This is a genomic window from Longimicrobium sp. (assembly GCF_036399935.1).
Taxonomy (GTDB): Bacteria; Gemmatimonadota; Gemmatimonadetes; order Longimicrobiales; family Longimicrobiaceae; genus Longimicrobium.
On the sequence record NZ_DASWMD010000007.1, the window covers coordinates 230,356 to 249,953 of the forward strand.

Here is a 19,598-nt window from a genome sequence, read left to right on the forward strand (position 1 = left end):
CCATCCAGGAGCCGTTTTCGTGATCCGAAACGCCCGTCTTGCCGCGCTCGCCTGCGCGGCCGCCGCCCTTGCCGCGCATCCCGCACGTGCGCAGGAACCCCTGAAGCACGCGCCGCGGCCCACCGCCGGCGCCATCTCTGCCCAGGACCTGCGCACGCGCCTGTACGCCTTCGCCGACGACTCCATGATGGGCCGCGAGGCAGGAACGCGCGGCAACGCCATGGGAACCGCCTACATCGCGTCCGAGCTGCGCCGCCTGGGCCTTCGCCCCGCGGGGGAGAACGGCGGCTACTTCCAGGACGTGCCGATGGTGCAGCGCGGCCTTGCCCCCGGCGCCACGTTGAGCGTGGACGGGCAAAGCTACGCGGTGGGCACCGACTTTCTCGCGGTGCCCCGGTACGGCCAGATCCTGCAGTTCGCCCCGGCGTTCAGCGCCAGCGGCGTGCAGGCAGTGTACGGCGGCCGCGTGGGCGAGCCGAGCACGATGATCTCGCCCGAGCAGGCGCGCGGAAAGCTGGTGGTGTTCGCCGCGCCCATGGGGCAGAACGGCCAGCCCACGTTCGCGTTCTGGGCCGCCGGCCGCACCTACGCACAGTACGCCGATGCGGCGGGCGTGGCGTTCGCCACGCTGGACCTCACCGGGCAGGGGCTGCGCGGCTTCCTGTCTACCGACCGAACGGAACTGAAGGGGGAGGAGCAGGCCCCGGCCCGCCTTCCCGCCGGGCTGATCATCAGCAGCGCGGCGGCGGAGCACATCATGGGCGCCCCGCTGGCCAACCTGCAGGTGGGCGCCGCGGGGAAGACGGTCACCGGCGCGTTCACCTTCTTCGAGCGGCCGACGCCGCACCCCGTGCGCAACGTGATCGCCGTGCTCCCGGGGAGCGACCCGGCCATGCGCGGGCAGTACGTGGCCATCGGCGCGCACCCGGACCACGTGGGCACCGAGCACGACGCGGTGGAGCACGACTCGGTGAAGGTGCTTCACCGCCTGTTCCGCCCCGAGGGCGCGGACCAGCCGGGGATCGACGCCGACACCCTTTCGGCCCCGCAGAAGGCGCGGTTCCGCGCCGCGCTCGACAGTGTGCGCGCGCGGCGCCCGGCGCGGGTGGACAGCATCTACAACGGCGCGGACGACGACGGCTCCGGCAGCATGGGCGTGCTGGAGATCGCCGAGCACTTCGTGTCGCTGTCCCCGAAGCCGCGCCGCTCCATTCTCTTCGTCTGGCACAACGCTGAAGAGCTGGGGCTGCTGGGGTCGGAGCACTTCGCCGCGCACCCGACGGTGCCGCTGGACAGCATCGTGGCGCAGCTGAACATCGACATGATCGGCCGCGGCGCCGCGGGCGACACGGAGGGCGGCGGCCCGGGCTACCTGCAGCTGGTGGGCTCGCGCCGGCTTTCGACGCAGCTGGGCGACCTGGTGGAGTCGGTGAACACGTCGGGCCGGCACGGCTTTACCTTCGACTACTCGATGGACGCCAACGGCCACGATCAGAACATCTACTGCCGGTCGGACCACGCCAACTACGCCAAGCACGGCATTCCGGTGACGTTCTTCACCACGGGCGGTCACTCTGACTACCACCAGCTGACGGACGAGCCGCAGTACATCGCGTACGACAAGCTCGCAGCGATCAGCCGCTTCATCGGCGCGGTGGGGCTGGAGATCGCCAACCGCGACGCGCGCCTGGTGGTCGACAAGCCCATCCCGGACCCGAACGCGCCCTGCCGGCAGTAGGCGGAGTGCGGTGAGGTTTAGAGCCGCGGAGGTGCCGACGGGCATCTTCGCGGCTTTCGTTTTTGGGGGAAGTGCGTGAGTGCGTTAGTGCGTGAGTGCGGAAGTGAAACCCGCTGTAGAATCACCACTTAGCCCGCGGATGTCATCCCGATGGAGCGGCCAGGCCGAACCGGCCCGTACACCGAAGACGGCAGCGACTGAGGGATCCGCCACACACTCGCCGGAGCGCCTCCGGACCCGCCCACGCGCCGGGCTGCTGCCCTTGGCGGCGCGCACATACGCCCATCTTCTCACACACGCAGGAGCAGGCTATCGTCCACCGTCGGCTGTGGTGCGCGTGCACGCTGTGTGGCGGATCCCTCAGTCGCTGCGGAGTTTGTCGTGGAGGAGGGTATCGGGAGGTCGCTCCATCGGGATGACAACGCGCCTCTCCGCCGTTCTCGTTGGGACTCCGCACTCACGCACTCACGCACTCACGCACTCACGCACTCACGCACTCACGCACTCCCCCGTCCTCGCCCGATTGTTGCCGCGCCCACGAATCAAATCGCCTCGCCCCTTTCCTACAGCAGCCATGGCGCCCATCACCTGCAGCGATTGCCATCAGCAGATCTCGGACGCCGCTCCGGCCTGCATCCACTGCGGCCGCCCCACGAGCCCGCCGAGCACCGGCGTGCCTCCACGGCCACTGCGCATAGCAGGCGATTTCAGCCGCGCGGGTGCGCTGCGCCGAAGCCAGCCGGCCGAGCGGTCCGGATTGCTGCGCGGCGTCGCGCTCACGGTCGTCGTACTCGTCCTGTTCCTCTGGATCGCCTTTGGGGAGTTCTCCGAAGGGCTGGAGAGCCTTCTGCGCGGACTTGGGACCCTGGCCGTGGGCGTGGCCGTCATCCTCAGCGACGAAGACAAGCCGGCCGCTCCCGCGAACCGGCGCGCTCGGAAGTCCTGGGGCGATCATTTCGCGGCCCAGGATCGACAGCAGGAGTTTCAGTGGAGTCTCATCGTCGGCGGCATTTTCATCGCGCTCGGGATCGTGAACCTCGTCCTTGCGGCGCTGGACGCCGCAGGCTGACCGGCGAGGCGGCCAAGCCGAACCTGCCCGTGCACCGATGACGGCAGCGGAGCTCGTCGTGGAGGAGAGGTCTCGTGAGATCGCTCCATCGGGATGACAACGCGCGCCTCCCCGCCATCGTTGCTGCTTCGCACTCACGCACTAACGCACTCACGCACTAACGCACTTCCCCCCCCTCGTCCGATTGTTGCCGCACGCGCGGACGAGTACGTTACGACGCATGCGGACCCATCCGTCCGGCGCCTGGAATCCATCGAACCTCCGATCCATCCGATGCAACGACGCACCCTGTTCTCCGCCGCGGCGCTGGGGCTGCTGGCCGCCACCGTCGCCAGCGCGCAGGCACCGCGGATCACCCCCGCCGAAATCGACGGGCACCTGCGCTTCCTGTCGTCGGACCTGCTGGAGGGCCGCGCCCCGGCCACCCGCGGCGGCCGCCTGACCGCCGAGTACATCGCCAGCCAGCTGCGCGAAAGCGGCGTGCAGCCGGGGGTGAACGGCAGCTACTTCCAGCGCGTGCCCATCGACATCGTGGGCGCCGTGCCCGGCAGCATCCGCGTGTCGGCCGGCGGCAAGGCGAACGGCACCCTGCGCTACCCCGAGGACGTGGTCGTCTGGGGCGGCTCGGCAGCCGAGAACAGCGCCGCCAACGCCGAGATCGTGTTCGTGGGATACGGCTCCACCGCGCCCGAGTACCGCTGGAACGACTTCCAGGGCGTGGACGTGCGCGGCAAGATCCTGATGGTGCTGGTGAACGATCCGCCTGCCAGCGCCCGCGAGCCGGAGCTGTTCGGCGGGCGGGCGATGACGTACTACGGCCGCTGGACGTACAAGTTCGAGGAAGCAGAGCGCCAGGGCGCCGCGGGAATGCTGATCGTGCACACCACGGAAGCCGCGGGCTATCCCTGGCACACCGTGGTGGGCTCGTGGGCCAAGGAGCAGCGAATGCTGCCGCGCGATCCCAACCTGCCGGCGCCGCTGGCCTTCCGCGGATGGATCACCGACAGCGCCGCCACGGGGCTGCTCCGGCAGGCCGGGCTGAACCTGGCGGACCTGCGCCGCCGCGCGGAGTCGCGCAGCTTCCGCCCGGTGCGGACGGGCATCACCATGGACGTGGCGTTCCGCAACACCGTGCAGCACCTGGAATCGGAGAACGTCGTGGGCGTGGTGCGCGGGAGCGACGCCCAGCTGCGCGACCAGCACGTGGCGTTCAGCGCGCACTGGGACCACCTGGGCATCGGCCCGGCGGTGAACGGCGACTCCATCTACAACGGCTCGCTCGACAACGCGTCGGGCGTCGCCGACATCCTGGCCATCGCCCGCTTCGCCGCGCAGAGCCCCGCGCCCAAGCGGTCGCTGCTCTTCGTCTTCGTCACCGCCGAGGAGTCGGGGCTGCTGGGCTCGGAGTTCTTCGCCCGCAACCCCACGGTGCCCCTCGCCAGCATCGTCGCCAACCTGAACGTCGACGGCGGCAACCTGCTGGGCCGCTCCACCGACTTCCGCGTGCTCGGCGAGAACAAGAGCACGCTGGGGCCCGGGTTCGCACGCTTCGTGGCGGGGCAGGGATGGCGCACCGCGCCCGACGAGCACCCCGAGCGCGGCTACTTCTACCGGTCCGACCACTTCAGCTTCGCCAAGGCGGGCATTCCCGCCATCTCCATCGCCGCGGGAACGGAGTACGAGGGCAAGCCGGCGGGGTGGGGAACGCAGCAGCAGGAGGCGTACACCGCGCGCTGCTATCACCAGCCCTGCGACGAGTACCGCGCCGACTTCGATCTGGCGGGCGCCGTGCAGCTGTCCGAGGCGGTGCTGAGCTACGCCCTGCAGATCGCCAACGGCAGCGAGATGCCGGCGTGGAGCCCGGGCGCGGAGTTCCGGCGGCCGTCGCGGTAAGCCGAGCCGGTACCGGAATCACGAGGTACGGCAGTGCTTTCGCGCGTTGAAGCACTGCCGTGGTCTACCGAGCTACAGGAGATGTGGATGAGAGGGATGCGACGGATTCTGCTCGTGGCGGGGCTTCTGCTGGCGCCGATGGCCCTGGCGGCGCAGGAGACGCCCGAGGCCGTTGTGCAGCGCTATTTCGACACGTTCAAGAGCGGCGACTTCGCCGCGAACGCCGCGATGATGGACCCCGCCGCGCTGGCCGAGCTGAAGACGACGATGGTGGGCATGGCCAGCGCGACCGGCGTGTCCGCGGACGAAACGCAGGCCCACCTGCGCGAGACGTTCGGCGTGCAGAACACCGCCGAGCTTCGCGCGCTGGAGCCGGCGCTGCTGTACGAGCGCATGCTGCGCTCGGTGCTGGGGCAGGGGGACGTGCGCGAGGTCCTGTCGGCCGCGCGGGTGAACGTGCTCGGCCACGTGCTGGAGGGCGACACCGCCCACGTGGTCTACCGCATGAGCATGCAGGTGATGGGGAACAGCATCGACCAGGTGCAGGTGGCGCCGGTGCGCCGGGTGGACGATCGGTGGCGGGTACTGCTCACCGGCAGCTTCGCGTCGATGATCAACGCCATGCCGGCCGCCGGAATCGAGCCCTGATGGTGATGCAGCCGCTTCATGAGGCGGAGCTGGCCGGGGGCACCACCGGCGAGCTGGGCGAACTCGCCATTCAGGCGGTCGAGACGGCCGCGCTGGACATGGGGCTCAACCCGCTGCTCTTCGCGCGCGAGCTGGCGCAGGGCGAGATCGGGCTGCTGGTGTCGTACCTGCGCGCCGCCTCGGCCCACGTGGACGACCTGGGCCTGCGCGACCGCATCGACCGGCTGCTTCACCGGCTGACGGAGTGGACGCAGGACGCGGAGTAAACCAGCGCTGAATCAATGTCACGGCGCCACATTGCACATCGGTGTCGGGAAAAGAAGAAGCGGGACGAGCAGCCGCTCGTCCCGCTTTCCTGTCATTCCGCCGCCGGCCGCTCCGATTTCTTCTTTTCCAGCGCCCGCGCGTATTTCCGGAATCCGTCCACCACGTCGTCGGCGTACGCGAACATGTTGCCGACGGCCACCTCGGCCTCCTTGGGCAGCGCCATCTCCAGCAGCTCGATGGCGCGGCGGATGGCCTTGGCCCGTGCGTGGCTGGCGCCCTGCTCGGCCCGGATCCGGCGCTGCCGCTTCCGCGGAACGGCGCCGCCTTCCAGGACCGCGCGGCCGCTTTCCGTCACCATCACGCGGCCGTTGTGCTCTTCGATGCAGTCGCGCGACTTGAGCGCGCGCACAATGCGTCCGTCCAGGTCCGCCGTTGAAACGGGGCTGGCCTGTCGGTGCAGGTAGCGAAGAAGATCGACCTGTTTGTCGTTCAATGCCTGGGACATGACGGGAAAATGTTGCTCCGCACCCGAAACCGCAAGCCCCGTCTGCAAATTTCCGCGCATTCGCTCGCTTTTCGCCAATCGCTTTGTCTTTGTAGCGTAACGGGAATTTCGCGGCAACATGCACCCGCACGCACGCACTGAAATCAGATATACGGAAAAACGCGGCCCGGGCACCCGCTCCCGGACCGCGTTCTCTCTGTTGAATCGCTCTACGCCGGACCTCGTACTCGCGTGCTTCAGTCCCCGCGCATTTCCGCCGGATCGATCCCTTCGCGCAGGCACCACTCGCGGTAGACGGAGGGAAGGATTTCGGAAGGCTTGATCTCGCTGCGGCCGCCCCAGAAGACGTTGGTGTAGCCCAGCGGGATGCCGGCTTCTTCCAGGTGCTGGTCGATGGCGGCCTTGTGGGCGAGCACCAGCTCCTTTTCCGTCCCGTGCGCCACGCCCATCACGTTCACGTCGCCGAACTCGGGGCCGCCCTCGCGCCAGTAGGCGTGGGTCATCACGTAGTGCCGGCCTACCTCGCGGCCCGCGTCCATCTCGCGCCCCGGCGGCACCTTCCAGTGGAAGAGGGCGTTGTACCGCGTCACCCGCGTTCCCGCCGCGGAGGGCTTCACGTGCTCCAGGAAGGTGCTGAACCGGCCGACCACGCCGCGCTCGTTCAGCCCCCGGGCGACTTCCAGAAAGGTTTCCAGCGGCACCCCGGCCTCGGCGGCGCGCGGGGCCCACGGGTCGGCCGAGATCTCGTTCACCGCGAACTCGCGCTTCAGCGGCCCCAGCACCTGCCACTCCAGCTCCGACAACTCCACCATGGCCGTGTTCTGCACCGCGCCGGGCTCGTCGCTGCGCGCGCCGGGCTCCATGCCGCGGCGGCGGACGTGGCCCACGCCCAGGGTGAAGAGCGCCCTGGCCGGAAGCAGCTTGTACGCTTCGGCACCCACCTTCTGGCGGAGGTATTCGGCGTGCTTCTGGAGCGAGAAGCCCTGGGGCACCTTGAGCGTGGTCCACAGGCGGTACTTGCTGCCGGTGGTTTCGGCGTCGGTGGAGCGGACGACCACGTGGCCGCTGAACGGGTCCTGCTGGAACATGTAGTTGAAGGCCGCGTCCAGCTTTTCGGCGGACACGTTCCACGCCACCAGCGCGCCGGGCGCCAGGTTGGTGGCCAGCATGGTCTGCCGGACGCGGCGGATGACGCCCGCGGCCAGCATGGCGCGCACGCGCTCGATCACCGTATCCAGGTCCACGCCGGAAAGCCGGCTGATTTCGTGGAACGGCTGGGCCTGAAAGCCCTGGATGCGGTCTTCGGAAACGGCGAGGATGCGCGCGTTGACCGGATCGGTGGTTTCCACCGGCACGGTACCCGCCGCTGCCTCGTTCAAGTGATCGGTCATCTGCTGCTCGATTTGTATTTTGTCGTCGACGCGGGCACTCTGTCATCCTGAGGCCCAAGCGCGCCGTACTCGCCCGTACACCGTCATGCGCGGGCCGAAGGATCTAGCCGCGGCCACGTACTAGCCCGGGCGCGGAAGCGGTCACGGAAGCTTTCGCCTCGGCTCCGCTGGGGCCCTCACCCGTCCTCGCCTGGGCTCGTCCACCCTCTCCCACAAACAGCGTGGGAGAGGGGGTACACTTCAGGCTCTGGTGCGTGGGGGCCGTCGAGGTGTGGGATCCTCCATGGAGGGCGCCTCCCATCGGGATGACATCCCGTGGGTGCGGATCGGTCCGCAGGGGAACCGCCAGCCTCACCCCTCGCCGGCGCCGGTCCCCGCTGCCGGAGCATCCTCGCGCAGGGTGACCTTGTACACCTCGGGCGGGGCGTTGGGCTTCACGCGCACCGACTTGGCCGGAATGCCCACGTTCACGTGGTACGGCCGCACGTTCTTGGTCGCCACGGCCATCGCCCCCACCATGGCGTTCGCACCCACGTGCGTGCCGGCCAGGACGGTGGCGTGATAGGTGATCCGCACGTCGTCGGCGATCACCGTCTTCAGGTTGCTGACGTCCACCTGGTCCACGATGGAGTGCGTGTGCGAGTAGATGTTGGCGAAGTCGCTGATGGACACGCGGTCGCCCAGCACGATCCCCCCGCGGTCGTCCAGCAGCACGTTGCGGTGCACCACCACGTCGTCGCCCACCTCCAGGTTGTACCCGTAGCTGAACTCCACGAAGTGGAAGCACTTGAAGTTGCGGCCCACGCGCCTGAAGAGGAACGGCGCCAGCGTCCGCCGGAACTGTACGCCCAGGTGCACGTTGCCGCCCAGCGGGCTGCGGTCGAACATCTGCCACATCCACAGCAGCGGCTTGCGCGCCTGGAACGCCTCGTCGTCGATCTCGGCGTAGTATTCGGGCTCCAGCGTCACGTTGCGCGCGTCCATCTGCGCCAGCCCCGCCCGCACCGCCAGCGGAAGCGTGGTATGGTCGCGGTCCAGCATGCCGGGATAGAAGAGCGACGTGAGCGTGCGGCGGCACAATTCCCAGCGGTCGTCGCCGCGCTCCAGCGCCGTGCGGATCTCCTCCAGCCACTCCGCGTACAGCGCCGTGGCGTCGGCCGCGGGCTCCAGCTTTCTCAGGGGATATCGGGGCATCGTCAGAGCGCGTCGGTCGGGCGGTGCGTGCGGCGCGGAGTGTGCGCCATCTCGTGCCGCAAAGTAATCCCGGCCCGTGCGCGCCCGCAAACCTCGCGGCATTGCCGGGGGTCGTGTGGTGGAACAGATTGGGAATCCGAAACCCCGGCGGGCGCCGGCGCGTACCTGTGTGGATCGGCCTCCGACACCCACCGGCCCGCGGCGCGGCACGACCGATGCGCGTCTCCGGTCCGTTCAAACGAAGGGCAACCGCCATGTCCGTGATGCACGACGTTCTGCGCGACCGCGTGATGCGGCACCTGGAGGCGCTTCCGGAAGCGCAGCTGTACCAGGCGCTGGACTACATCGAGTTCATGTCGTCCAAGTACAACCGCTCCGTGCGGCAGCCGGGCGGCATCCAGCGCTTCGGCGAGGTGCTGGAAGACAAGATGCGGCAGCAGGGGCTGGCCTTCGGCACCATCCGCGGCGCGCTGAGCGTGGTGGGGACGGCCGGCAAGGTGGTGTCGGGGATTACCGACGCGGGGCGCTCCGTCGTGCGCGAGGTGGAGAACCTGGTGACCCCCGCGCCGGAGCCGCCGCCTCCCCCCCCCTCCGCCCTTCCGCCGGCGGCGCAACCCACGTCCGCGGCGCCCAACCCGGCTCCCGCGCAGGGCGGGGGCTGGTTCGACACGGCGGGGCGGATGGTGTCGGGCATCACCGAGGCCGGCCGGACGATGTGGAACGAGGTGAGCGCGCCGCCGCCCGCGCAGAACGGCGGCCCGGCGGAGCCCGAGCCGGTGCGGCAGCCGGACGGCGACCCGGGTCCGCCGCGGACCCCGTAAGCAGATCGCCTTACCCCATCCTGGAGGGCACGTGCAGCACAGCGACGACGATCCCCGGCCGCACGGCGGCGAGCACGACGACGACCTGGTGGGCCCGCGCCGCGGCGGAGGCGTCCACCGCTCCGAGGGCGGCGGTGCGGAGTCCGGCGGCGCGGCGGCCTCCGGCGGGCCCTGGGAGCCGGCCGAGGGCGACGAGGACCTGATCGGCCCGCGCAGGCGTCCGCGCTTCTCGCTGGACGACGACGCGGCCGACGAGCCGCCGGTGCGCCGCGGCCCCGCCCGGTCCGCGCGGACGGGCGGGAGCGGGGGAGACCCGGCGCAGGTGGCGCTGTCCGTCGTTCGCGAGCTGCCCAGCTTCCTTCGCCTGCTGATGGGCCTGGCCCGCGACCGCCGCGTGTCGATGGTCGACAAGGCGCTGGTGGGCGCGGCCGTCGCCTACTTCTTCGTCCCCGAGGACGCCATCCCCGACTTCGCCGCCCCCTTCATCGGGCAGGTGGACGACGTGATCGTTCTCGGTGTGGCGCTGGGACGCCTGCTGAGCAACGCGGGAAGCGAGGTGCTGCTGGACCACTGGCACGGCGACATGGAAACGCTGGAGCAGGCCATCTCGGTGCTGGACCGGGCCGGCGCGGCGCTTCCCGGGGCCCTGCGCAACCTGATCGGCGCGCGGTAGACCGAGTTCCGATCGGACGGGAAAGCCCGCCCTCCTCGATGGGGAGCGGGCTTTTCGCCATCGCGAGGGTGGGCGGCGAAGCCCGTTGACAGGGCCCCGCGGAAGGCCCTAACTTCCGCCATGGAACGACGAAACGCCGCAGAGACAACCCAAACGCCCGCCGTCCTCCTCCGCCATCGCGGAGCCGAGGCCCGGCGGGCGCGCCGCATTGTGGAGGACCGATGAACCGACCGGACGCGCCCGCGCCCCGCTTCGTGGGCGAGGGACTGACCTTCGACGACGTGCTGCTGGTGCCGCGCCGCTCGGCCGTGCTCCCCGCGCACACCAGCGTCGCCACCCGCCTGACGAACAAGATCGACCTGGCCATCCCGCTGATGTCGGCGGCCATGGACACGGTGACCGAAAGCCGCATGGCCATCACGGTGGCTCGCGAGGGCGGCATCGGCATCATTCACAAGAACATGTCCATCGACCGGCAGGCCGAGGAGGTGGACCGGGTGAAGCGTTCCGAGAGCGGAATGATCCAGAACCCGGTGACCATCGGCCCGGACGAGACGCTGACGGACCTGATGCGGCTGATGGAGAAGTTTTCCGTCAGCGGCATTCCCGTGGTGGGCGCCGACGGGCGGCTGGTGGGCATCATCACCAACCGCGACCTGCAGTTCGAGTCGGACCGCACGCGGCCCATCCACGAGGTGATGACGCGCGAGGGGCTGGTGACCGCCCCCGTGGGCACGTCGCTGGAAGAAGCGGTGCAGATCCTTCACAAGCACCGCATCGAAAAGCTGCCCGTCGTCGACGGGGACGGTGTGCTGCGCGGGCTGATCACCGTGAAGGACATCCGCAAGCGCGCGCAGTTTCCCAACGCGTGCAAGGACGAGCGCGGCCGGCTTCGCGTGGGCGCGGCCATCGGCGCGAGCCTGCGCGACGTGGACCGCGCGGCGGCGCTGGTGCAGGCGGGGGTGGACGTGCTGATCGTCGACACGGCGCACGGCCACTCCGAGGGCGTGCTCGACGCGGTGGCGCGCATCCGCGAGGCCTTCCCCGACGCGCAGCTGATCGGCGGCAACGTGGCGACCCGCGAAGGGGCGGCGGCGCTGGTGGAGCGGGGGGTGGACGCCGTGAAGGTGGGCGTGGGCCCGGGATCCATCTGCACCACCCGTGTCGTGGCGGGTGTGGGCGTCCCTCAGCTGACGGCGGTGATGGACGCGGTGGAGGGCGCCGCCGGCCGGGTGCCGGTGATCGCGGACGGCGGCATCAAGTACTCCGGCGACATCGTCAAGGCGCTGGCGGCCGGAGCGCACGCGGTGATGATGGGCTCCATGCTGGCGGGAACGGAGGAGAGCCCGGGCGAATCGTTCCTGCTGGAGGGGCGGCGCTTCAAGATCGTCCGCGGGATGGGCTCGCTGGGCGCCATGAGCGAGGGCTCGGCCGACCGCTACTTCCAGGATTCGTCCGACGTGCGCAAGTTCGTACCCGAGGGCATCGAGGGGCGCGTGCCGTACAAGGGCCCCGCGTCCGACACCATCTACCAGATGGTCGGCGGGCTGCGCAGCGGGATGGGCTACCTGGGCTGCCCCGACGTCGAGACGCTGCGCACGGCGCCGTCGTTCATGCGCATCACCGGCGCGGGGCTGCGCGAAAGCCATCCGCACGACGTGACGATCACGCGAGAGGCGCCGAACTACCACTCATAGTGCGGAAGTGCGTAAGTGCGTGAGTGCGGAAGCAACTGCCTGGCGCACTCACGCACTAACGCACTCACGCACTGCCGTTCCCGGCGTGCCCCTTGCAATCCCGCGGGCGACCGAGTCGATTTCCTCCGGATGGAGCGTGCAAGAATGGACAACAGGGGCGCTTCCGCGTTCAAGGTGGTGCTGATCGTCGCGGCCGTGCTGGTCGCCCTGATCTTCGGGTTCATGGGGCAGCTGTACTTTGCCGGCTTTCTCGTGATCGTGGCGATCGGGCTGGGCATCATGCTGCTCTTTTCGCGCGCCAAGACACCGACCGACTGACCCTCTACTCAGGCCCATGCCGCGTATTCAGCTTCTTCACCTGGCCCACGCCCGCTCCGGCGACAAGGGCGACACCGCCAACGTGGGCGTCATCGCCCTGAAGCCGGAGTTCTATCCCGTGCTGGTGGAACAGCTTACCGTCGAGCGGGTGAAGCAGCACTTCCAGGGGATGGTGCACGGGGCCGTGGAGCGGTTCGAGCTGCCCAACCTGGAAGCGCTCAACTTCCTCCTCCACAACGCGCTGGGCGGCGGCGGCACGGTGTCGCTCAAGACCGATGCGCAGGGCAAGGTGTATTCGACGGCCATCCTGCGCATGGAGGTGGACGTGGACGACGACATCGCCCGGCTGGCCGGGGCCCCGGCGTGATCCCGTCCACCGACGCCCTGCTCGCCGAGGTCGCGGGCGGGGTCTGCCGGCTCACGCTCAACCGCCCCGACAAGCGCAACGCGCTCGACGCCCGTCTCGTAGCGGACCTCAAGGCCGCCCTGCGCGCCGCGGATGCGGACGGCGAGGTGCGGGTGGTCGCCATCCAGGGGGCGGGGAAGGACTTCTGCTCCGGCGCCGATCTTTCGGCCCTGCGCAGGATCGCCGAGGCGTCGGTGATGGAGAACCTGGACGACGTCGAGGAGCTGGCCGAGCTGTTCCTGCTTCCGCGGCGGATGAAGAAGCCGGTCGTCGCCTGCGTCCGCGGGCGGGCGCTGGCGGGGGGATGCGGGCTGGCCACCGCCTGCGACCTGGTCGTGGCCGCGGAGACGGCGCAGTTCGGATATCCCGAGGTGAGGATCGGCTTCGTTCCCGCGATGGTGATGGCCATCCTGCGCCGCAACGTCTCCGAAAAGCGCGCGTTCGAGCTGATCGTACGCGGCCAGTCCATCGCCGCCGCCGAGGCGGAGCGCATGGGGCTGATCAACCACGCCTGGCCCGACGCCCAGTTCGACCGCGAGCGCGACGCGCTGCTGGACGACCTGGCCGCGCGCAGCCCCTCCGCCGTGCAGCTTTCCAAGCGCCTGCTGTACCACAGCGACGGGATGGGCTTCGACGCCGCCATCCACGCCGGCGCCGACGTGAACGTGGTGGCGCGGATGACGGACGACATGAAGGCCGGCGTCGCCAAATTCCTGGAGCGCGCCTGATGGTGGACCGGGTGCGGCGCGACGGGCCCGACCCGCTGCTGCACTGGAAGGTGCGCCTGTTCTTCGCCGGCGCGGCCGTGCTGCTGCTCTCCATCGTGCTGGACCGCAAGCCGGTGGCGCTGGTGGCCATCGCCCTGCTGGGCGTCGCGATGGTGGTGGTGGTCACCGACCGCTTCCGCCGCCGCGACGGGCGCTTCGCCGAGGACGAGGACGAACCCGGGGACGCCGCTCCCTAGCGCGTGGAGCAGGGGACGAGGGGCCACGGGGCCGGCGGAACGCGTTCCGCTGGCTCTTTTTTCGTCCGCGGACCCCGCCAGCGCCGCGGCGACCACCCACCCCAGCACCAGCAGCGCGAGGGCGATGGCCACGATGACCAGCGCGGTCCTGCGGGCGGGGGCAGGCGCCGTCTCGCCGGGGGGCGCCGGATCGTTCCCCGGGCGCGCGGACGGCGCCGCGGGCACCGGCGCCTCTCCGGGATCCACGGGGATCGCTGTCGCGTGGACCACGGCCGGGACGTTGGCGTCCACCGGGCGCGATGCCGGTGCGGGGGCCTCGGGCGGCGGGTCGGGAAGGCGCAGGCGGTCCGCCAGGGCCCGGGTGTCGGGGTCGGGGCGGGCGCCCACCTCCTCCATCAGCCACGCCTCGAACGCCTGGTAGTGCCGGAGCGCCCGGTTGCGCTCGCCGCGCGCGGCCAGGGCCCTCAGGATGCGGCGGTGGCCGCCCTCCCAGAACGGATCGATCTCCACGGCGCGCTCGCCCAGCCGCAGCGCGCGCTCCCACGCGTCCTCCGCCTCGGCGGCCGCGCCCTCGGCCTCCAGCAGCCGCAGGGCGGCGTTGCGCAGCTCCACGCGGCGCCGGTCCGCCCAGTCGGCGAAGTCGCCCGCTCCGCGCCCCGCGTCGAACCCCTCCAGGAAGTGCCCCGCGTACAGCCACTGCGCCTCGCTCCACGGCTCGCCGCGCGACGCGCCCAGCAGCAGGTTGGCATCGGACGCCAGGCCGCCCGCCCACCTGACGCTTTCCTTTTCCGTCGTGAGCGCGCCCGGGGGCAGCACCCGGCCCAGCCGGCCCAGCGCCTGGGTCAGCGAGTGGCGGGCACGCTCCTCGGGGCTTTCGCCCCACAGCAGCGACGCCAGCCGCGAACGCGAGTGCACCCCCGCGCCTTCGAGGCACAGGAAGATGAGGAGCGCGAGGTCCTTTCGACGCAGCCCGCAAACGGGGGCGCCATCGGCGTCGTGCAGAACGGGGTGACCTAAGGTGATCAGGAACACCGGCTACGAGGTAGAAGAAGAGCCCGCCATGATCCCCAAGAATACGGAAATTATCCCATTTAGCACGGCCCGGCGCAATGAACATGTCCAGACGATTCCTGCGTTTTTCACGCCGCTGGCCGCTTAGGAACGCCACTGAACGGTGACGAGATTGCTTGTGCGGAGCGCGTGCGGTGGCCGTGCGGATCGCGTCATCGGCCGTGCGGAAGCCGTGCGGGACGTGTGCGGGCGGCGGGATAGAGTGGGGGCGCGCCGACCATCCCGGCCCGCGCGAATGGGTGGGCCGGGCCGGCGCGGAACCCCCCCTGTATGGGAGTCATCATGATCCGCGGAACCCTTCTCGCCGCCCTGCTGCTCGCCACCGCCGCATGCGGTGACACCGCCCCCACCGCCCCCGCCGCACGCCCGGAGGCCGCTTCCCTGGACGACGCGCCGCCCCCGCCGCCGCCGGCCCCGACCGACACCACCAACCGTGGTGGCGGAACCCTGGGCTCGGGCTCCTGATCCCCCGAAAGCACTGAACACGGGCGAGGGAGCGGGTCCGCAGCGGGCCCGCCCCCTCGCTTTTTTCGTGGCGGCTCGAGTCCCGCGCTACCGGTTCGCGTCGCGCGCCGCCTGGCGCTCCGGGAGGCGGGAAGCGTGGGGTGCACCGCCCTCCACCTCGGCACGTGGACCCCGGCGCGGCTCGCCCATCAGCGCCAGGTCGAACACCTGGTCCATCCGCTCCACCTTGTGGAACGTCATCCGGTCCCTCACGTCGGGGGGAACGTCGCGCAGGTCGCGCTCGTTCCCCGCGGGAAGGATCACCTCGGTGATCCCCGCCCGGTACGCCGCCAGCACCTTTTCCTTGACGCCGCCGATCTCCAGGATCTTGCCCCGCAGCGTCACCTCGCCCGTCATGGCCTGGTCGTGCCGCACGGGGCGGTCGGAAAGGGACGAGGCCAGCGCCAGCGTGACCGCGGCGCCCGCGCTGGGACCGTCCTTGGGGGTGGCGCCCACGGGAAAGTGCACGTGGATGTCGTATTCGCCAAAGGTGTCGCGCGGAATCCCCAGCTCCTCCGCCCGCGAGCGCACGTAGCTGTACGCCGCGTTCACCGACTCGCGCATCACGTCGCCCAGCAGGCCGGTGATCACCAGGCGCCCCGTGCCGGGCATCTTCAGCGCCTCGATGAACATCAGCTCGCCTCCCGAGGCGGTCCACGCCAGCCCGGTGACCACGCCCACCTCCGGGCGGATCTCCGCCGGGGTGATGGACCGCGGAAACCCGAGCACCGCCTCGATCATCTCGCGCGTCACCGTCCACTGCGCGGCCTCGCCGTCGGCCTTTTGGCGAGCGATGAAGCGAAGGATGGCCGCCAGCGACCGGCGCAGGTTGCCCACGCCCGCGTCGCGCGCGTACCCGCGGGTCAGGAAGAGAAGCGTCTCGTCGGCGATCTCCACCTCGCCCGTCTTCAGCCCGTGCTCCTCGACGATGCGGGGCAGCAGCCAGTCGCGGGCGATGGTGATCTTTTCCTCGGGCGTGTAGCCGGCGATGCGGATTTCGATGAAGTGGTCGCGCAGGTCGCGCGGGATGCGGTAGAAGTCGCCCGCCGAGCCGATGAAGAACGTTTCCGACAGGTCGAAGGGCACGTCCAGGTACAGGTCGGAAAAGGCGTCGCGGTTGTCGTTGTCCAGCATCTCCTCCATGGCCTCGACCGGATCGCCCTCCACGTTCCCCAGGCCGATCTCGTCCAGCTCCTCCAGCAGGAACACGGGGTTCTTGACCCCCGCGTCGGCGATCAGCTGCATGATCTTGCCGATCTGCGCGCCGGTGCGGGTGCGCCGGGTTCCGAACAATTGTCCCTCGCCCCGGCCGCCCAGCTCCAGCCGCACCACGGGCCGCTCCAGCGCCCGGCCGATGGCCATGGCCAGCGTGCGCTTTCCCACCCCCGGCGGGCCGACGATGCAGGGGATGGGGCCGCGCAGGTCGCCCCGCAGGGCGGCCACGGCCAGCACCTCGAGCAGGCGCTGCTTTCCCTCGTCCATCCCCAGGTGCTCCTGGGCGAACGCCTCTTCCACCGCCGCCAGGTCGATGCGCCCGTCCCCCGCCCGCTTGTTCCAGGGGAGGGAGATCAGCGCCTCGAGGTAGGCGCGGATTTCCGCGGCCTCCTGCGCCGTGGTGCTGGTGGACCGCAGCCGCTCGGCCTCGCGCCGGGCGACGGCGGCGGGGCGCGAGGGAAGGCGCGCCATCTCCAGCCGGCGCATCATCTCGTCGGCCTCGCGCTCCAGCGGGTCCACCTCGCCCAGCTCGGCCTGCAGCGCCTGGATGCGCTTGCGGATGTCGGAGGTGCGGTCGCGGGGGGAGCGCGGCTGGCCTTCGCCCTCCGCGGCCGCCTCGCCCGGCGCCACGGCCGCTTCCACCTCGCGGGCGCGGTCCCACGCCAGCTCCACGCTGCGGAGCACCACGGCCAGCCGCCGGGCCACGTCCAGCTCCTGCAGGACGGCGTCGCGGTCCGGGAGCCGCAGGTTGCACAGGGTGGAGGCCAGGTCGGCGAAGCGGCCGGGGTCGCCCAGGTTCATGCGCAGGATGCGCGGCACCTCGTCGGGCACCCGGTCTACCTTGGCGGCGAGGCCCGCGACGGTGGCCAGGATGCGCTCCACCACCGGCTCGGCCTCTTCGGGCGAGAGCGGCACCTCCTGCACCGCGCGCACGCGGGCCGTGTAGAAGCCGTCCTCGAACCGCACGTCGTCCAGGTGGATGCGCCGGAGACCCTGCAGCGTGGTCTGGATGGTGCCGCCGGGCAGGTTCAGGCGGTCGAGCACGCGGACGGCGGTCGCCACCTTTTCCAGCGAGCGGGGCGGAATGTCGTGCCCGTCGTCGAGGGTGCTGGCGATGGCGACGATCAGCTCCGGCTCGGGGTGCGCGTTCAGCGCCTCGACGTTGGGCGCGAAGCCGATCTGCAGCGCCGTGGCGCCCGACGGGTACACCACCGTGCTGCGGATGGGGAGCACGGGAATGCGCTCGCCGGCGAGATCCGAGGCCTTCCTGACATCCGAAAGTGGCATCTAACCGCTTGTTGGCTAACGGGTTGCGCGCTGCTGGCCGAAAAGGTGGCGGTCGAGCGCGTGCAAGAAGCGGGCAATCCGGCGGGCGTTGGTGCCCAGGTCGGCGCTTCCCTTGCGGGAGGCCGATTCCACGTCCACGCGGGTATTTCCGTCGGTATCCAGCGACACGCGGATGCGCACGTCGTCCGTGAACCGCCACAACAGGGTGCGCGATTCAGCGACGATTTCCCCCGCCCGCGGGTCACTCTCGGTGACGGTCCACCGGGTCTGCGCGGTGGCGGTGTCCAGCGCCGCCTTCCAGACGGGGGCGAAGGGAACGGCGTAGGCGCGCCCTCGCAGGCGAGCGTCGGAATGGTCTGGGCGCGTCGCTGCGCGGTTGCGGGTCAGGGCGTTCCACAGGCTCACGATGGGGTGCGGCCGGGCGCCGCGGGGAAGTACGGGTATCCAAGGTGGAACGGATTCATCGGGCACGTTTTCGGCCACAAGCGCGCCGGCCCTGCATGCGCTCGCGAATGTAATGCGCGGGGGCGGCGCCGGGCAGGTGCCGCGGTATGGATCGTGCCCGAGCGCGCCACCGTTGGGGCGAAGGTCCAGGTTGGGGTGTGCACAATCAGGCCCGGTGCTCGGGCCGGCGCCCCCCATCCCCAGCCCTTCCCCCGCAAACGGCGCGGGGGAAGGGAGCCAGTAGAGGTGCGCGAGGCCGGCGGACGTGCAGTCGAATTCTCCTCTCCCCCATGGGGTTTATGGGGGAGAGGCCGGGAGAGGGGGGCGGCTGCGGCATGCGTCCGTGTCAGCCCAATTCGGCGAGAAGTTCTCCCCCTCCCCTGCGCAGCGGGGATGGGGGCCGGGGGAGGGGCCCGCCCGGCTCGCCCCCAAATCTTGAAGTCCCATCGTTTATCACCACGCGGAGGTTCCCGAGTGAAAGTCGTGATGCCTGTGGCGGGGAAGGGAACCCGCCTGCGCCCCCATACCCACCTGGTGCCCAAGCCCCTGCTGAAGGTGGGCGACAAGCCCGTGCTCAGCTACATCCTCGACGACCTGCGCACGCTGGGGGTGAACGAGGCGGTGCTCATCACCGGGCACCTGAAGGAAAAGGTGCAGGAGTTCATGTCCACCGAGTACCCGGACTTCAACGCCGTGTACACGGAGCAGGTGGAGCAGCGCGGTACGGCCGACGCCATTGCGCTGGCCGAGCCGTTCGTGCAGGAGGAGATGCTGATCATCTTCGTCGACACGCTGTTCGACGCCGACCTGGAGCTGGTGAAGCGCCTGCCGGGGGACGTGGCGGGGGTGATCTGGGCCATGGAGGTGGAGGACTATCAGCGGTTCGGCGTGATCGTGACGGACGAGGACGGCTTCATGCAGAAGATCATCGAGAAGCCGAGCGAGCCCGTGAGCAAGCTGGCCAACATCGGGCTGTACTACATCCGCGACTGGCAGCTGCTGTTCGAGGGGATCCGCCACGTGATGAACACCGAGCCCGGCCCCTCGGGCGAGTACTACCTGACGGACGCCTTCCAGTACATGGTGGACCACGGCGGCAGGCTGAAGGTGGAGCCGGTCCACGGCTGGTACGACGCGGGCAAGCCGGAGACGCTGCTGGAAACCAACCAGCACGTGCTGAGCACCACCCGGGGCCGCACCCCGTCCCCCGTTCCCGACGGCGTGACGATCCACGAGCCGGTGCACGTGGCGGACGGCGTAACGCTGGAAGCGAGCGAGATCGGCCCGAACGTGACGCTGGCCGCCGGCGCCACGGTCCGCGGCAGCAAGCTTCGCCACACCATCGTCGGCGAAAAGTCCACGATCGAGAACGCGGACCTCCACGATTCCCTGATCGGCACGAACGTAAAGGTCAGCGGGGTGCGCGGGCAGGTGGACCTGGGGGACCACTCGGTGGTGACGATCGAGGGTAGTGCGTGAGTGCGTGAGTGCGG

The 19,598-nt window shown here is 70.3% G+C and carries 20 protein-coding genes and 1 pseudogene; 15 read left to right on the forward strand and 6 right to left on the reverse strand.

What is annotated here, in order from left to right; genetic code table 11:
• Positions 1–19 precede the first annotated feature (19 nt).
• From VGB24_RS03200 to VGB24_RS03220, 5 genes are all read left to right on the forward strand, one after another.
• Positions 20–1,738 (forward strand): M28 family metallopeptidase, encoded by a 1,719-nt coding sequence (locus VGB24_RS03200; protein ID WP_331071512.1) that lies wholly within the window; start codon positions 20–22, stop codon positions 1,736–1,738.
• A 574-nt stretch (positions 1,739–2,312) separates the two neighbouring features.
• On the forward strand, positions 2,313–2,807 hold the full coding sequence (locus tag VGB24_RS03205; protein ID WP_331071513.1) for a hypothetical protein: 495 nt from the start codon (positions 2,313–2,315) through the stop codon (positions 2,805–2,807).
• A 273-nt stretch (positions 2,808–3,080) separates the two neighbouring features.
• Positions 3,081–4,700, forward strand: coding sequence for a M28 family peptidase (locus VGB24_RS03210; protein ID WP_331071514.1), 1,620 nt, complete (start codon positions 3,081–3,083; stop codon positions 4,698–4,700).
• 96 nt (positions 4,701–4,796) lie between these two features.
• On the forward strand, positions 4,797–5,348 hold the full coding sequence (locus VGB24_RS03215) for a hypothetical protein (RefSeq protein ID WP_331071515.1): 552 nt from the start codon (positions 4,797–4,799) through the stop codon (positions 5,346–5,348).
• A gap of 5 nt (positions 5,349–5,353) precedes the next feature.
• Positions 5,354–5,614: a hypothetical protein gene (locus tag VGB24_RS03220; RefSeq protein ID WP_331071516.1), complete on the forward strand. Its 261-nt coding sequence runs from the start codon at positions 5,354–5,356 to the stop codon at positions 5,612–5,614.
• Between the two features lie 92 nt (positions 5,615–5,706).
• Here VGB24_RS03220 and VGB24_RS03225 read toward each other — a convergent pair whose 3' ends face one another.
• The 3 genes from VGB24_RS03225 to VGB24_RS03235 all read right to left on the reverse strand — a co-directional run bounded on the left by VGB24_RS03225 (position 5,707) and on the right by VGB24_RS03235 (position 8,705).
• Positions 5,707–6,198: a hypothetical protein gene (locus VGB24_RS03225; protein ID WP_331071517.1), complete on the reverse strand. Its 492-nt coding sequence runs from the start codon at positions 6,196–6,198 to the stop codon at positions 5,707–5,709.
• A 158-nt stretch (positions 6,199–6,356) separates the two neighbouring features.
• Positions 6,357–7,511, reverse strand: a complete 1,155-nt coding sequence (locus VGB24_RS03230; protein WP_331071518.1) for a hypothetical protein — start codon at positions 7,509–7,511, stop codon at positions 6,357–6,359.
• Positions 7,512–7,862: 351 nt separating this feature from the next.
• Positions 7,863–8,705, reverse strand: coding sequence for an acyltransferase (locus VGB24_RS03235; RefSeq protein ID WP_331071519.1), 843 nt, complete (start codon positions 8,703–8,705; stop codon positions 7,863–7,865).
• Between the two features lie 263 nt (positions 8,706–8,968).
• Between VGB24_RS03235 and VGB24_RS03240 the strand changes: the two genes are divergently transcribed.
• From VGB24_RS03240 to VGB24_RS03270, 7 genes are all read left to right on the forward strand, one after another.
• The gene (locus VGB24_RS03240) at positions 8,969–9,526 is read left to right on the forward strand and encodes a hypothetical protein (RefSeq protein WP_331071520.1); all 558 of its coding nucleotides are present in this window, start codon (positions 8,969–8,971) and stop codon (positions 9,524–9,526) included.
• Positions 9,527–9,557: 31 nt separating this feature from the next.
• Positions 9,558–10,199, forward strand: a complete 642-nt coding sequence (locus tag VGB24_RS03245; RefSeq protein ID WP_331071521.1) for a YkvA family protein — start codon at positions 9,558–9,560, stop codon at positions 10,197–10,199.
• A 221-nt stretch (positions 10,200–10,420) separates the two neighbouring features.
• Positions 10,421–11,896: an IMP dehydrogenase gene (gene guaB / locus VGB24_RS03250; RefSeq protein WP_331071522.1), complete on the forward strand. Its 1,476-nt coding sequence runs from the start codon at positions 10,421–10,423 to the stop codon at positions 11,894–11,896.
• A gap of 144 nt (positions 11,897–12,040) precedes the next feature.
• The gene (locus VGB24_RS03255; RefSeq protein WP_331071523.1) at positions 12,041–12,214 is read left to right on the forward strand and encodes a hypothetical protein; all 174 of its coding nucleotides are present in this window, start codon (positions 12,041–12,043) and stop codon (positions 12,212–12,214) included.
• A gap of 16 nt (positions 12,215–12,230) precedes the next feature.
• Complete coding sequence (locus VGB24_RS03260; RefSeq protein WP_331071524.1) at positions 12,231–12,581, forward strand: AtuA-related protein; 351 nt, start codon at positions 12,231–12,233, stop codon at positions 12,579–12,581.
• Positions 12,578–13,348, forward strand: a complete 771-nt coding sequence (locus VGB24_RS03265; protein ID WP_331071525.1) for an enoyl-CoA hydratase/isomerase family protein — start codon at positions 12,578–12,580, stop codon at positions 13,346–13,348. The genes VGB24_RS03260 and VGB24_RS03265 overlap by 4 nt, the downstream gene beginning before the upstream one ends.
• Positions 13,348–13,584 carry a hypothetical protein gene (locus tag VGB24_RS03270; protein WP_331071526.1) on the forward strand — a complete coding sequence of 79 codons (237 nt, stop codon included), beginning with the start codon at positions 13,348–13,350 and terminating at the stop codon, positions 13,582–13,584. The genes VGB24_RS03265 and VGB24_RS03270 overlap by 1 nt, the downstream gene beginning before the upstream one ends.
• A 348-nt stretch (positions 13,585–13,932) precedes the next feature.
• On the opposite strand, the pseudogene VGB24_RS25420 reads toward VGB24_RS03270, so the two are convergent.
• Positions 13,933–14,499 (reverse strand): annotated as a pseudogene (locus tag VGB24_RS25420) (AfsR/SARP family transcriptional regulator); the annotation flags it as partial.
• A gap of 103 nt (positions 14,500–14,602) precedes the next feature.
• On the opposite strand from VGB24_RS25420, the gene VGB24_RS03275 reads away from it, so the two are divergent.
• Both VGB24_RS03275 and VGB24_RS03280 read left to right on the forward strand, forming a co-directional pair.
• Positions 14,603–14,743: a hypothetical protein gene (locus VGB24_RS03275; RefSeq protein ID WP_331071527.1), complete on the forward strand. Its 141-nt coding sequence runs from the start codon at positions 14,603–14,605 to the stop codon at positions 14,741–14,743.
• A 194-nt stretch (positions 14,744–14,937) separates the two neighbouring features.
• Positions 14,938–15,120 carry a hypothetical protein gene (locus VGB24_RS03280; RefSeq protein WP_331071528.1) on the forward strand — a complete coding sequence of 61 codons (183 nt, stop codon included), beginning with the start codon at positions 14,938–14,940 and terminating at the stop codon, positions 15,118–15,120.
• A gap of 87 nt (positions 15,121–15,207) precedes the next feature.
• On the opposite strand, the gene VGB24_RS03285 is transcribed toward VGB24_RS03280, so the two are convergent.
• Both VGB24_RS03285 and VGB24_RS03290 read right to left on the reverse strand, forming a co-directional pair.
• A complete protein-coding gene (locus tag VGB24_RS03285) occupies positions 15,208–17,661 on the reverse strand; it encodes a S16 family serine protease (RefSeq protein ID WP_331071529.1) in 2,454 nt (817 codons plus the stop codon).
• Positions 17,662–17,676: 15 nt separating this feature from the next.
• Positions 17,677–18,066 carry a DUF1499 domain-containing protein gene (locus tag VGB24_RS03290; RefSeq protein WP_331071530.1) on the reverse strand — a complete coding sequence of 130 codons (390 nt, stop codon included), beginning with the start codon at positions 18,064–18,066 and terminating at the stop codon, positions 17,677–17,679.
• Positions 18,067–18,579: 513 nt separating this feature from the next.
• On the opposite strand from VGB24_RS03290, the gene VGB24_RS03295 reads away from it, so the two are divergent.
• The gene (locus VGB24_RS03295) at positions 18,580–19,584 is read left to right on the forward strand and encodes a sugar phosphate nucleotidyltransferase (RefSeq protein WP_331071531.1); all 1,005 of its coding nucleotides are present in this window, start codon (positions 18,580–18,582) and stop codon (positions 19,582–19,584) included.
• Positions 19,585–19,598: the final 14 nt, after the last annotated feature.

Coding starts and splice junctions, on each gene's coding strand:
- VGB24_RS03205 (WP_331071513.1), top strand. CDS start 2,313: ATGGCGCCCATCACCTGCAGCGATTGCCATCAGCAGATCTCGGACGCC.
- VGB24_RS03210 (WP_331071514.1), top strand. CDS start 3,081: ATGCAACGACGCACCCTGTTCTCCGCCGCGGCGCTGGGGCTGCTGGCC.
- VGB24_RS03215 (WP_331071515.1), top strand. CDS start 4,797: ATGCGACGGATTCTGCTCGTGGCGGGGCTTCTGCTGGCGCCGATGGCC.
- VGB24_RS03220 (WP_331071516.1), top strand. CDS start 5,354: ATGCAGCCGCTTCATGAGGCGGAGCTGGCCGGGGGCACCACCGGCGAG.
- VGB24_RS03230 (WP_331071518.1), bottom strand. CDS start 7,511: ATGACCGATCACTTGAACGAGGCAGCGGCGGGTACCGTGCCGGTGGAA.
- VGB24_RS03235 (WP_331071519.1), bottom strand. CDS start 8,705: ATGCCCCGATATCCCCTGAGAAAGCTGGAGCCCGCGGCCGACGCCACG.
- VGB24_RS03240 (WP_331071520.1), top strand. CDS start 8,969: ATGCACGACGTTCTGCGCGACCGCGTGATGCGGCACCTGGAGGCGCTT.
- guaB (WP_331071522.1), top strand. CDS start 10,421: ATGAACCGACCGGACGCGCCCGCGCCCCGCTTCGTGGGCGAGGGACTG.
- VGB24_RS03255 (WP_331071523.1), top strand. CDS start 12,041: ATGGACAACAGGGGCGCTTCCGCGTTCAAGGTGGTGCTGATCGTCGCG.
- VGB24_RS03260 (WP_331071524.1), top strand. CDS start 12,231: ATGCCGCGTATTCAGCTTCTTCACCTGGCCCACGCCCGCTCCGGCGAC.
- VGB24_RS03270 (WP_331071526.1), top strand. CDS start 13,348: ATGGTGGACCGGGTGCGGCGCGACGGGCCCGACCCGCTGCTGCACTGG.
- VGB24_RS03280 (WP_331071528.1), top strand. CDS start 14,938: ATGATCCGCGGAACCCTTCTCGCCGCCCTGCTGCTCGCCACCGCCGCA.
- VGB24_RS03285 (WP_331071529.1), bottom strand. CDS start 17,661: ATGCCACTTTCGGATGTCAGGAAGGCCTCGGATCTCGCCGGCGAGCGC.